The sequence below is a fragment of the Micromonospora sp. WMMD1082 genome, assembly GCF_029626175.1.
GTDB lineage: Bacteria > Actinomycetota > Actinomycetes > Mycobacteriales > Micromonosporaceae > Micromonospora.
This window is the reverse complement of sequence record NZ_JARUBM010000002.1, coordinates 7,244,475-7,256,611: the sequence shown is the minus strand read 5'-3', so window position 1 is coordinate 7,256,611 and position 12,137 is coordinate 7,244,475. Positions and strand designations below refer to the sequence as shown.

12 protein-coding genes are annotated in these 12,137 nt (G+C 73.1%); 8 read left to right on the top strand and 4 right to left on the bottom strand.

Going from position 1 to position 12,137, the window contains the following annotated elements:
* Positions 1-55 precede the first annotated feature (55 nt).
* Positions 56-1,798, top strand: a complete 1,743-nt coding sequence (locus O7615_RS33390; protein ID WP_278181779.1) for a glycosyltransferase family 39 protein — start codon at positions 56-58, stop codon at positions 1,796-1,798.
* A gap of 66 nt (positions 1,799-1,864) precedes the next feature.
* Here O7615_RS33390 and O7615_RS33385 read toward each other — a convergent pair whose 3' ends face one another.
* Complete coding sequence (locus O7615_RS33385) at positions 1,865-2,425, bottom strand: GNAT family N-acetyltransferase (RefSeq protein ID WP_278181778.1); 561 nt, start codon at positions 2,423-2,425, stop codon at positions 1,865-1,867.
* A 27-nt stretch (positions 2,426-2,452) separates the two neighbouring features.
* Between O7615_RS33385 and O7615_RS33380 the strand changes: the two genes are divergently transcribed.
* The 4 genes from O7615_RS33380 to O7615_RS33365 are packed head-to-tail and all read left to right on the top strand — an operon-like array spanning position 2,453 to position 5,189.
* On the top strand, positions 2,453-2,704 hold the full coding sequence (locus O7615_RS33380) for an acyl carrier protein (protein ID WP_278181777.1): 252 nt from the start codon (positions 2,453-2,455) through the stop codon (positions 2,702-2,704).
* Positions 2,701-4,008 (top strand): AMP-binding protein, encoded by a 1,308-nt coding sequence (locus O7615_RS33375; protein ID WP_278181776.1) that lies wholly within the window; start codon positions 2,701-2,703, stop codon positions 4,006-4,008. Before O7615_RS33380 ends, O7615_RS33375 begins: the two co-directional genes overlap by 4 nt.
* Positions 4,001-4,759 (top strand): SDR family NAD(P)-dependent oxidoreductase, encoded by a 759-nt coding sequence (locus O7615_RS33370; RefSeq protein ID WP_278181775.1) that lies wholly within the window; start codon positions 4,001-4,003, stop codon positions 4,757-4,759. Before O7615_RS33375 ends, O7615_RS33370 begins: the two co-directional genes overlap by 8 nt.
* Complete coding sequence (locus O7615_RS33365) at positions 4,743-5,189, top strand: hypothetical protein (RefSeq protein WP_278181774.1); 447 nt, start codon at positions 4,743-4,745, stop codon at positions 5,187-5,189. The genes O7615_RS33370 and O7615_RS33365 overlap by 17 nt, the downstream gene beginning before the upstream one ends.
* A 73-nt stretch (positions 5,190-5,262) precedes the next feature.
* Here the strand turns inward: O7615_RS33365 and pseI are convergent, their stop codons facing one another.
* From pseI to O7615_RS33350, 3 genes are all read right to left on the bottom strand, one after another.
* Positions 5,263-6,312 (bottom strand): pseudaminic acid synthase, encoded by a 1,050-nt coding sequence (gene pseI / locus O7615_RS33360; RefSeq protein WP_278181773.1) that lies wholly within the window; start codon positions 6,310-6,312, stop codon positions 5,263-5,265.
* Positions 6,309-7,535 carry a glycosyltransferase gene (locus O7615_RS33355; RefSeq protein WP_278181772.1) on the bottom strand — a complete coding sequence of 409 codons (1,227 nt, stop codon included), beginning with the start codon at positions 7,533-7,535 and terminating at the stop codon, positions 6,309-6,311. The genes pseI and O7615_RS33355 overlap by 4 nt, the downstream gene beginning before the upstream one ends.
* Before the next feature lie 89 nt (positions 7,536-7,624).
* Entirely contained in the window at positions 7,625-8,962 is a 1,338-nt protein-coding gene (locus O7615_RS33350) for a polysaccharide pyruvyl transferase family protein (RefSeq protein ID WP_278181771.1), read from the bottom strand.
* Positions 8,963-9,163: 201 nt separating this feature from the next.
* On the opposite strand from O7615_RS33350, the gene O7615_RS33345 reads away from it, so the two are divergent.
* From O7615_RS33345 to O7615_RS33335, 3 genes are all read left to right on the top strand, one after another.
* Positions 9,164-10,396: an acyltransferase gene (locus O7615_RS33345; RefSeq protein WP_278181770.1), complete on the top strand. Its 1,233-nt coding sequence runs from the start codon at positions 9,164-9,166 to the stop codon at positions 10,394-10,396.
* Between the two features lie 108 nt (positions 10,397-10,504).
* Positions 10,505-10,924 carry a hypothetical protein gene (locus O7615_RS33340; protein ID WP_278181769.1) on the top strand — a complete coding sequence of 140 codons (420 nt, stop codon included), beginning with the start codon at positions 10,505-10,507 and terminating at the stop codon, positions 10,922-10,924.
* A gap of 271 nt (positions 10,925-11,195) precedes the next feature.
* On the top strand, positions 11,196-11,954 hold the full coding sequence (locus O7615_RS33335; RefSeq protein ID WP_278181768.1) for a hypothetical protein: 759 nt from the start codon (positions 11,196-11,198) through the stop codon (positions 11,952-11,954).
* Positions 11,955-12,137 lie beyond the last annotated feature (183 nt).

Sequence of the window (12,137 nt, the reverse complement as noted above, 5' to 3'; positions counted from 1 at the left end):
TGGCCACGGCCGCACGGCGGCCGGCCGGCCCGGTCCCGTGGGGTGGAGGGAAACGATGGTCGTGGCGGCCGAGGTGGCCCGGGTCGGGGACGCGGGTGGGCCGGCGGGGCCGGCCCGCCGGCGGTGGCTGCTTCCGGTGCTGCTCGGATGCGGTTGGCTGCTCGGGGTGGCCTGGCGGATCTGGCTGGCCCGTCACGCCGGCATGCCGTTCGCGCACACCGACGAGGACAGCTACCTGTTCACCGCCCGTGCCCTGGCCGGCGGTCCCGGCGGCTTCAGCAGCGAGAACGAGACGCTGCGCCGGATCGGCTACCCGTTGCTGATCGCGCCGGCCTTCCTGGGCGACCGGGACTTCGTCGACAGCTACCTGCTCGTACGGCTGATCAACGCGGCGGTGAACGCGACCGTCCTGCCGCTGGCGTACCTGCTCGGCCGCCGGCTGCTGGGGCTACGGCCCGGACCGGCCCTGGTGGCGGCCGTCGCGGCGGCGACGCTGCCGGCGGCGGCCTACCACGCCACGGTGGCGATGACCGACGCGGTGCTGGCCCCGCTGCTGCTGGCCTGGCTGCTGGCCGTGCACCGGGTGATCGAGCGGCCCGGCCCGGTCGCGGTGGCGGTGGGGGGCGCGCTCGCCGGCGCCTGCCACCTGGTGCACTCGCGCGGGGTGGTGGTCGTCGCCGCGTACGCCGCGTTGACGCTGGCCCTGGTCGTGCGTCGCCGGCTGGCCCCGGCCGGGATGCTGGCGGCGACGCTGCCGGTGCTGGCCGCGGCGGTGGGCAACGAGGTCGGGGTGCGGCTGCTCGGCGACACGATCCAGCTGCTCGGCAGCCCCGCCGACGGCAATGCCCTGCGGGCCGTCACCTCCGGCCGGGGGCTGTCGCAGGTGCTGGCGTCCACCGGCACCCAGCTGTGGTACCTGATGGTGATCACCTTCGGGTTGGCCGGGCTGGCCGGTGTCGAGGCCGTGACGCGGCTGTGTCGCGGGGGCGCCGAGGCCGCCAGGTGGACCCTCGGGGTGGCGCTGCTGACCACCGTCGGGGTCGCCGTCGGCGCGGAGGTCGTCCTCGCGGGTGTCCCGGACCGGGTGCCGGACGCCATCTACGCCCGGTACGTGCAGATGCTCGCCCCGTTCTGGTTGCTGGTCGGCGTCGGGCTGCTGTTCGGCACGGCGTACCGGTCGTTGCTGCGTCGTGCCGCCGTGACGGTGGTGCTGCTCGCTGCCGGCGGCGCCCTGATCCACGTACGCCTGGCACGTGCGGCGGCGCGCGGCGCGGAGTTGCGCTACGGCGGGTTCAGCGCGCCGGATCTGGCGGTCCTGACCGGTGGTGGGGAACAGCTGCGGCCGCTGGTCGGTGCCGCGATCGGGATCGCCGGTTGCCTGCTGTTCGTGGTCGTGCTCGCGGCCCGGCACCGGCGGGCGCGGGTGGGTCTGCTCGCGGTCGTGCTCACGGCGCTGGTCGTGGCCAACGTGGCGACCATGCAGGCGATCGTGCAGCGGCTGATCCGTCCGCTGGCGGTCGCCGGCACACCCACGCCCAGCGTGGCCGACCTCGGGATCGGCCCCGCCGACCGGGTCGCCGCCGCCACCGGCGTGCCCTACCAACTGCGGTACAACCTCAGCCACCAGGTCACCTGGACCGAGGTGCCCTGGTTCACCGACCGGCCGCCGGCCACGGCCCAGGTGGTCTTCGCGCGCTGGGCGCCCGGCGAGCGCGGCGACTGGGACGGTGCCCGCCACGGCTTCGTCCGCCTCGGCGGGGACCCGGAGCGGAAATGGGCCGCCTGGCGGCGCGGGTGACGGCGGATCATCGAGTCGCGCGATCGGGCCGGTTGCGTGAACAATGCGTGCACAGAAACGGAATAATCAGCGAACGCGGCGGCTGGCGCGCTCCAGCGAAATGGGGATGACGGTGATTTCCCGGCCGTCGTGCGTCTCCTGGCGGCCGGGGCCCTCGACAAAACGGAACCGTCGGTTCATCTGGCGCACCACGGTGTTGTGGGCGAGCACCTCACCGTCGAGTCGTTCCAGTGCCAGCACGTCGAAGGCGTGGTCCACCGCCTCCCGCATGACCTCCAGCCAGGCGGGCAGCGTCTCACCCCGCTCGGCCAACCCGTCGCCGTCCAGATAGAAGCCCCACGAACCGGTACGCGGCCCGTCCAAGCGCAGGTCGAAGAAGGTGACCACGCCGCTGGGCACCCCGTCGCGCAGGTAGGTCAGCACCTGGCGGGTGGGGTCGGCACGCACCGCCGACCACCAGCGTCCGTGCTCCTCGGGAGTGATGACATGGCTGGTCTTGCTGACCTGCCGGTTGATGTCCTGATTACGCCAGGACAACATCAGGTTAACGTCATCCTCGATGGCGTCACGCAGCACGTACCGCTCGCTTTCCGCTTCGTTTACCTGGTCACCGGGCACCCTAATCACGATTCACCTGGCTGTACACTCCGCCGCATGAAGGAATTGAGTCGTGCGCAGATTCGCGACCTCATGGGCCAGGTTCTCAAGAACCAGGGCAAGGTGTTGCCCGCCGACGATGCCGCCGATCTGCGGGAGGTCGGCTTCCGGTCGCTGGACTTCTCCGAGTTGGCGCTGCGGGTCGAGGACGAGACGGGGGAGGAGCTGAACTTCGACGCTCCCGGGCTGCGCCGGATCGCCACCGTCGGCGACGTGCTGGACTTCCTCGTCGAGCTGCAGCACCAGTGAGCGTGGAGACCGCCCCGCCGGCCGCCGCCCACCCGGCCGGCGCGGACAACCGGATCGTCGTCGACGGTGCGACGCTGACCTGGCGCGACCTGCCGCAGCTGACCCTGCCCGCGCCCGCCGCGGCGCTCGCCCACTCGGCCCGGTACGCGCTCGCCGCCGCCCGCCAGCACGCCGTGCACGGCACCGAGCTGCTGATCAGCGCGGCCGGCCGGGTCGACCCGGCGATGCGGGCGGAGCTGCGCGACGCCGGGTTCGTCGTCACCGACCTCGGCGCCGAGGTGGGCGGGGAGACCGCGCCGACCCGGGCGCGTCCGGCCGAACCCGGCCGCCTGTGGCTGCTGACCTCCGGCTCCACCGGCCGGCCCAAGCGGGTCGGGCACACCCTCGAATCGCTGACCACCGTCCGTGGCCAGCAGCCCGGACGCACCTGGCTCTGCCCGTACGCCCCCGGCACGTACGCCTGGTGGCAGGTGGTGACGCTCTCGCTGACCCAGGCGGGGCAGCACCTGGTGGTGGTCGAGCCGGAGCAGCTGGACGACTGGCCGGCGCTGGCCGCCGAGCACGGCGTGGATGCCGCCTCCGGTACGCCCACCTTCTGGCGGCGGGCCCTGCACCGCGACCCGGCCGCCCTCGCCCGGGTGCCGCTGCGCCAGGTGACCCTCGGCGGCGAACCGGTGGACCAGGCGATCCTGGACCGACTGCGGGAGATGTTCCCGGCCGCCCGGATCTCCTGGATCTACGCCTCCTCCGAGGTCGGTGCGGCGATCGTGGTGCACGACGGACGGGCCGGGTTCCCGGTCGAGTGGCTGGACCGGGCGGCGCCCGGCCGTCCCGCCATCGGGGTACGCGACGGGGAGCTGGTCATCACCTCGCCGTACCACGGTGCCGGGCTGGACGGCCCGGTCCGCACCGGCGACCGGGCGCAGCTGGTCGGCGACCGGGTGCTGATCAGCGGGCGCCTCGACGCCGACGAGATCAACGTCGGCGGGAGCAAGGTGTCCGCCGGGGGAGTCCGCGACGTGCTGACCGCCCACCCGGGAGTGGCCTGGGCGCGGGTCACCGGCCGCCGTGCCCCGCTGCTCGGCCACATGGTCGTCGCCGACGTGGTGCCGACCGTCTCCGGTGCGGCCGCGACGCCGACCGACCCGCAGCAGCGGCCGCAGCCGGCGCTCGACGGCACGGCGCTCGACGAGGCGGCGCTGGTGCGCTGGTGCGCCGACCGGTTGCCCGAGTACGCGGTGCCGCGCCGGATCCGCCTACTGACCGAGATTCCCGTCAAGGAGACCCTGAAGAGCGATGTCTGACCCCGTCACCCCTCCGCCGCCCGTCCCGCCGTCCTCCGTGGTGCTCGTCTCCGGCGGATCACGCGGCCTCGGCCTGGCCATCGTCACCGACCTGCTCGACATGGGCCTGAAGGTGGCCGCCTTCGCCCGTACCGTCACCCCCGAGCTGGCCAAGCTCGCCGACGCCCATCCGGAGCGGGCGCACGTCGGCTCGGTCGACGTCACCGACCTCGCCGCCGCGCAGGCGTTCGTCCGGGCGGCGGAGGAGCGGCTCGGGCCGATCGACGGTGTGGTGAACAACGCGGCCGTCGGGCAGGACTCGCTGCACGTGCACACGGCCACCGGCGACATCGCCCGGATCATCGAGACCAACCTGACCGCGCCGTTGCAGCTCACCCGGCTGACCGTACGGCGAATGCTGGGCCAGGGCCGCCGGGGCCGGATCGTCAACATCACCTCGATCTGTGCGCAGCGCGGGTTTCCGGGCCTGGTCGCGTACTCCGCCACCAAGGGCGGGATGGACGCGGCGACCCGGTCGCTGGCCCGCGAGCTGGGCGGGCGGGTGCTGGTCAACGCCGTCGCGCCGGGCTTCTTCGCCTCGGAGATGTCGGCGGTGCTCGGCCAGACCCAGCTGGACCAGATCGTGCGCCGCACCCCGACCGGTCACCTGACCGAGCCGGACGAGGTCGTGCCGGTGGTGCGGATGCTGCTGCGCGACCAGACGAACATCAACGGCCAGGTCATCGTGGTCGACGGTGCCGCCTCGATCTGACACCCCGCCCCGGTTGTCCCGCGCCGACGCTGGCGCGGGACAACGGGTGCCGGTCCTGCTCGCCGGCGCACCACGACACCTGCGGGTGGCGCCGGTGGCCGATTCCGGCGGCGCGGTCACCCGCAGTCACCTCGGCGACGGGCGCTGCGTCGGCTGGTACGCGCCGCCGGTGCCCGGCTGGCGGGTCGCGGTAGACGCCGAGCGTGCCGACGCCCCGCTGCCCACCGCGCTGGTTCGCCGGTTCGGCGCCACGGACTTCTGGGCCCGGTGGACCCGCGTCGAGTGCCTGGCCAAGCTCGCCGACGTCCCGGTGGCGATCTGGTGGCAGCGGCACGGCCTGGAGGTGCCACCCGGCACCGTCTGGCTATGGCGCACCCTGCCCCTGACCAACCTCGTGATAACCGTCGCCTTCGCCCCCACCCCACCCTGACCCGCCCTGACCCCACCCACCCACCCCTCACTCCCGCCCGACTTCATGATCAACCTGGCGGGGTGGGGTGGGTTTAGATCAGGTTCCAGGTGAGGGGGGTGCCGCGGGGGACGTCGGTGGTGAAACGGCGGCCGAGCACGCGGGTGATCTCGACCGGGGGGAGGCCGCCGGCGGGGCGGATCGACCGGACGTTGTGTGCGGTGACCTCGTCGCCGGCCCGCACGTCCGCCACCACGTAGAGCGAGCGCCGGAAGCGCAGGCCCTCCTGCTCGGCCGGGGTCGGCCCGACGGCCGTGCCGCCGAGCGCCGCGTACGCCCGCTCCGACTCGACCACCAGGGCCGCCAGCTCGGCGGGGTTCAGGGAGAAGTCGGAGTCCACGCCGCCGTCGGCGCGGTCCAGCGTGACGTGCTTCTCGATGAAGCAGGCGCCGAGCGCCACCGAGGCGACCGGCACGCCGATGCCCGGGGTGTGGTCGGAGAGGCCGACCGGCACGCCGAACGCCTCGGACAGCACCGGAATGCGGCGCAGGTTGCTGTCGGCGGGCGGCGCCGGGTAGGAGGCGGTGCAGGCGAGCAGCACGATCCTGCCCGCACCGCCGTCGCGCGCGGTGCGTACGGCGGCGTCGATCTCGGCCAGCGTGGCCATCCCGGTGGAGATGATCATCGGCTTGCCAGTGGCGGCGACCAGGCCGATCAGCGGCAGGTCGACCAGCTCCGACGAAGCGATCTTGTACGCCGGCGCGCCCAGCTCCTCCAGCAGCCGCACCGCCGTGGCGTCGAACGGGGAGGAGAAGACCGTCAGCCCCCGATCGCGGGCGCGCTCGAAGATCGGCCCGTGCCACTCGTACGGCGTGTGGGCGCGCTCGTAGAGCTGGTAGAGGTTCTGCCCGCCCCACAGCTCGTGCCCGCCGGAGATGCGGAAGGCCGGGGTGTCGGCGTCGATGGTGATCGTGTCCGGCCGGTACGTCTGGAGCTTCAGCGCGTGCGCACCACTGGCCGCCACCGCGTCCACGATGGCCAGGGCGCGCCCCAGGTCACCGTTGTGGTTACCGGACATCTCGGCCACCACGAAGGGGCGCTCCCCGGCGCCGACCAGGTGTGGGCCGATCTTCAGCGTCGTCATTGCGATCCGTTTCCGTGTGTCTGCACCAGCCTGTGGTGCGTGGTGTCCGGCTCGGTGCCGGCACCGGTCGTCGGGGTCGATGCGGCGCCCGGGGCGGCCGAGTCAGCCGGGGATGCCGGCAGGGCCGAGTCGGTCGGGGATGCCGGCGGGGTCGAGTCGGTCGGGGCGGTCGGCGTGGCCGGGCTGGCCGGCGTGGCCGGGGAACGGAGCCGGGCCGTGGCCCGGTGGGTCCGCCGCAGCGCCGCGTAGGCCAGGTAGTTGTTCCGGCCGACCAGCCGGTGCTTGAGCCCGGCCACCCCGCCCGGGCGAGGATAGCCGCCGCTCGGCAGGTACCTGCGGTAGTGCGCCGCCGCCCGGCGGAAGAAGCCCTTGCGCAGGTGCGGGTGCAGCCGGTCGTCGTTGCCCACCACCACCAGGAAGTGGTTCACCATCAGCGCGAACAGCTCAGCGTGCCAGCGCCCGTCGGGGTGCCGCTGGCGCAGCCAGGCGAACAGCCGGTCGTACTGCGCGAAGGAGTCGAAGTGCCGGCCGCTGCGCGTGGAGGTGATGGCTCCCTGACGGCCCTGGCGGTACAGGTAGCAGACCCGGTCGAGCACGGAGATCCGCTCGGCGCCGATCAGCAGCGGATGGCTGAACGGGATGTCCTCGTACCAGCCGGGGTGGAAGCGCAGGCCGAGTTCGGCCATGAACTCCCGGCGTACCACCTTGTTCCAGGCGGTGTGCTGCACCCGCAGCAGCTGCGAGCGGTCGGTCAGCCGCACCACGCCGGTGGCCCCGCGCAGCAACCGGCTGCTGGCGTCCACCTCCCGGCGCCCGCCCTCGTGCACCCGCAGGTGGTCGACCATCATCACGTCCGGGCGGTCGGCGCGCAGCCGCTCCAGCACGGCCGCGATCGTGCCCGGTGGCAGCCAGTCGTCGCTGTCGACGAACCACACGTACCGCCCGGTGGCCACGTCCAGGCCCGCGTTGCGGGCCGGCCCGAGGCCGACGTTGCTCTCCAGGTGCAGCACCCGCACCCCGGGGTGCTCGGCGGCGTACCCGCGCAGCAGCTCACCGCACCGGTCCGGCGAGGCGTCGTCGACGGCGACGACCTCCACCGAGGCCACCTCACCGGCCGGGATGTCGCTGTGGATCGAGTCCAGACACTGCCGCAGGTACGCCTCGACGCCGTACACCGGCACGACGATGCTCAGCAGCGGCGCTGGCGTCTGCTCAATGACCACGCCGCTACCCTCGACCGACCGGGTGGACGGGCCTGGAACCTGACGTGACCGGCGACGGTTAAGTGATTGAACAGCCGGTCAGCGCCGGGTTAACGGTTCAGCATGCGGCGTACCGGTGCGGGGACGGCCTTCTTGATCCGGGTACGGATCCGCTCCGTGCGTACCGACTGGCTCTGGGACACGGCCTGCTCGCGGAACGTGGCCTCCCGGTCGCGCAGCCACTGGATGCGCTGTACCAGCGTCTCGGGCGCGGTGGCCAGCGCCGGCCGGACGACCGGTGGGAAGGTGGTGGCGCGGACCTGGGCGTCGAAGATCGCCGGGCTGTCCCCGTCGGCGAAGGAGTTGCCCAGGTCGTGCTTGGCGAGGAAGGCCAGCATCGTCTCGAACCGCGCCTTGTGACCGGTGACCATCCCGGTGTAGTCGGCCTCGGCGTAGAGCTGTGCGGCGTCGACGTCCGCCGGCACGTCCCGCATCATCCGGTGCGGGATCTCGAAGTACCGCGCCAACTCCAGGGTGCGGGAGTCGTGGGCGAACAGGTAGCCGGGCGTGCCGGCCAGCAGCGAGACGATGGTGCCGTGAATGCGGGTGCCGAAGTTGAAGTCGAAGCCGGTCAGGTAGTCGATCCAGGTCCACGGGTCGACGAACATCCGCACCTTGTCCTCGGTGAAGAGCGGGTGCGAGGTGTGGATCGGGATCTTGCTGGTCTTGCCCCGGTCCTCCGGCGCATCGCCGAAGAGTAGGGTGCCCAGCGTCTTGAGATCCTGCGGGATGTAGCGCAGGTTGGGATAGAGCCGGTGGTGCGCCTCAATGATCTTCGCCATCGACTTCACGTACGGCGAGACGGTCAGTGCGATCCGGTCGTCCGGCCCGATGGCGGGCTTGCGCTTCTCCACCGGCAGGGTGTCGCCGTGCAGGAACATCGAAGGGCAGCCGATCACGTCGACATCGGAGAAGCCGAGCGTACGCAGATAGTCGGCGGTGATCTCGCCGCGGACGCCGATGCTGTGTGAGCGGTCGAGGACGGCGCGGCAGAAGCGGGTGACCGGCTCGTCGATCGGCCGCATGTATTCCCGGTCGCCGTCGACGTTGGTCTGCGCGCCCACCCCGAGCACCACGACTGGGATCTTGAGCCGCTCGATGAGCGCGCTCATCGCGTCGAGTCGGTGCGCGTAGCTGCGCCGGAAGGCGTTGGCCAGCGGCACGACGAACACGTCGTACTGCTCGTTGATCCGGTCCGCCGCGCGGGCATTGATCGTGAAGCGGTTGGAGGTGACCTTGGCGGTGGCGGTACCCAGCAGCTTGTGTGCGGCGTGGCTGAACACGAGGTTGCCCACGTTGTCACCGATCAGGTTCCGGTCGAACGTCTCCTCCGGGGAGTTGACCTCGAACGGGTCCTGCCGGGCCCGCATCAGGATCCGCTGGTGCATCGCTGGCTCTGCCTTTCGTCGGTGCGTCTGGGGCCTCATGCCCCGGTCCGGCGCCTCACCCCCATCGGCCGCAGGTGACGGGGCGGTGTCCCTTTCGGGTCTGGGAATAGTAGGCCACGAGGCCGCCGGATGAAACCCGCGTGGTCGCGGGTGTGACGCGCCCAATTCGAGGCGGAGTGCCCGAATGGGTAGGGTGCCCGGATGACCAGCACCGCCGCCGATCGACAGGCTCCCGGCGTCGGACGTGGCGACGCGAGCAGACTGCCGTCGCTGACCGGCCTGCGGTGGGTGGCCGCGCTGCTGGTCTTCGGCTTCCACGCCGGCACCATGCGGATCATCGCCGAGCCCGGCCCGCAGGCGGTGGTCGGCGAGATCTTCACCCTGGGCCTGTCGGGGGTGCAGTTCTTCTTCATCCTCAGCGGGTTCGTGCTGGTCTGGTCGGCCCGGCCCGGTGACTCCCGGCGCCGGTTCTGGCGGCGCCGGTTCGCCAAGATCTACCCGAACCACGTGGTGATGTGGGCGCTGGCCATGCTGGCGATGCTCTGGTTCGCCGATCCGATCAATCCCGTGGCCGCGCTGGAGAACCTCTTCCTGGTGCAGGCCTGGGATCCCCGGCCCGGCCACTTCTACAGCGTCAACAACGTGAGCTGGTCGCTCTCCTGCGAGCTGTTCTTCTACCTGTGCCTGCCGCTGGCGCTGCCGGCGGTGCGGCGGGCCCGGCCGTGGATGCTGTGGGCCGTGGTGATCGCGGTGCCGCTGCTGATCCTGGCGCTCTGGCCCGGGCAGACGCTGGTGCCGGAGCAGAGTCGCTGGTGGTTCACCCAGGTCTTTCCGCTGGTCCGGTCGCTGGAGTTCTGGATGGGCGTGGCCGCGGCCGAACTCATGCTGCGCGGGCGCTGGCGGGGGCCTCGGCTCCCGCTGGCCAGTCTGATCTTCGTTGCGACCTGGGTGGCGGCCTCCCAGTGGATCCGGGCCGAGTTCTGGGCGGCGCTGCTGTCGGTGGCGTACGTCCTGGTCATCGCCGCGGCGGCGGACGCCGACGTGCACGGGCGGCGCTCGCCGCTGCGCTCGCGCCCGATGGTCTGGCTCGGCGAGGTCTCCTTCGCCTTCTACCTGGTGCACGTGTTCGTGATCACGACGATCCTGCGGCTCACCGGCGACTGGGGGACCGGTCTGCCCGGCTGGTGGGGTCCGCCGGCCGTGATCGGCTTCCTCCTGCTCACCCTCGCGCTGGCCGCGCTGCTGCACCGCTTCGTGGAACAACCGATGATGCGCCGGCTGGCCCCGCCCCGGGTGGCGCGGGGCGGATCACCACGACCACCGGCGCCGGGCGGTGCGCCGGGAGGCGCGGCACCGCGACAGCGGGCGCCGCGCGGCGACAGGAGCCCGACGGCGTACCCCGACCGAGAGCGAAACGTCCATCCAGGACAGTGACCCGAGGGGCCAGTGACCTGCGTAGACGCGTGCTGGCGACGACGCGCCGGCGCACGCGACACGCCCGGTGACGGTGCGATCGGACGGCCGTGGCGGTAGCGTGACGATGTGCCTGACGTCGCGCCCGCCCGTCCTCTGTGGTGGCTGGCGCGCTGGGCCGCGCGGCTGCTGACCGGGTTCGCGGTCGCCGCCGCCTTCACTCTCGGCGCCTGGGCGGCACCCGCCCCGGCCGCACCCGCCGAGCGGCTCACCGCCACGGTCTCCATCCCGCCGCCGGTCGAGGCCGTCGTGCCGCCGGCGCCCGCCGGGTGGGACCTCGTCACGCCCCACGAGCTGGTCGACCCCGCCGCGCCGAGCGTTCGCGGTGCCGCTGGTCACGCCGACCCGGGCGGTGTGACGGGATCGGTGCCGGCGACGCCCGCCGCAGCGCGGCCGCCGGTTCCCGCGAAGGTCACCGCACCGATCCCGCCGCTGGCGGCGGCGGTCGTGGCGGGGGCCCACGCGACCCGCGCCCCACCCCGCTCCTGACCCCATCGACCGTGCCGCGCGATCCGGAGGCGCCCGCGCCACCGTCGCCAGCCGCGCCGGTACGCCGTCCTGACGTCGCGCCCGCGCCGCCTCCTGAAGCCGCGGCCGGTCCGCCATCCGGCACCGCCCACGCCGCCTCCTGACGTCGCGGCCGGTCCGCCGTTCGTTCGGCACCGCCCGCACTGCCCGACCCCGTGTTCGTGGCCCCGCCACGACGATCCGCTGCCGGTACGGCCGCCGTCGCCGCACCGATTCCCCGCGAGGTACCGACATGGAGAAGACCGTTCTCTACCAGTTCCTGATCGAGGTGCCACGGGCCGCCGCCATCTGGTCGGTCCTGCTCGTGCTCGCGCTGGGCGTGCTCACGGCCCTGGTCGCGCGCCCCGAGCCGGCCCTGCCCGCCGACGAACCCGCCGACCGGGGCGAGGATCCGGCCGCGACCGAGGCGGCCGACCTGCGCCGCTACGCCGGTGAGGTGGCGGTCGCGGCGACCGGCGCCGCCCAGAACGCCGACCGGCGGCGTACCGGGTGGCGGGTCGCCCAGGCGGAGCTGGACCGCGCCTGGGCCGCGTACGACGAGGCGGAGTCCGCGGTCCGGCGGTTGGCCGGCACCGCCGGTCTGCCCACCCCGCGTACGCCCCGCACCCCCGCCGAGTACGCCGCCCGAGAGCGCTGGCTGCACCGCGCCGCGATGGCCGCGCACTGGCGTGGAGACCTGACCGCCCGGCAGCTCAGCGACGTGCTGGCGCATCGGGCCGGCTGGGATCCCCGGCGCCACCCGGCCGAGCAGGAGATCGTCCTGGCCCGGGTGGTACGCGACAGCCGGCTCGCCGCCTACCGGGCCGCCGCCGAGCGGGAGCGCGAGTTGTGGCGGGCGGCGGAACTCGCCACCGAAGCGGCCCGTACCCTCTCCGCGGAGGCGTACGCGGCCGCCGAGCGGCTGCGGCCGAACCGTCTTCCCGCCCCGCGCCGGGCCCCCGTCGGCCACCCGGTCGCGATCCTGCGCTGGCGGCCCGCCCGGTTGGGCTGAAGATTCGGTGAGCCGGGTCACAGCCACCCGGAAATCGGTCACTGCGCGTAGACGGGTCGATTACCGCAGCAATCTTCGTGGGCATTGTCCACGAGCCGTCCGGTTCTCACCTGAAAGCGCTCGGAACGCCATGGATCCCATTGAGCGACGACAGTGGCTGGTTACCCGAAAATTGCCGCGCTG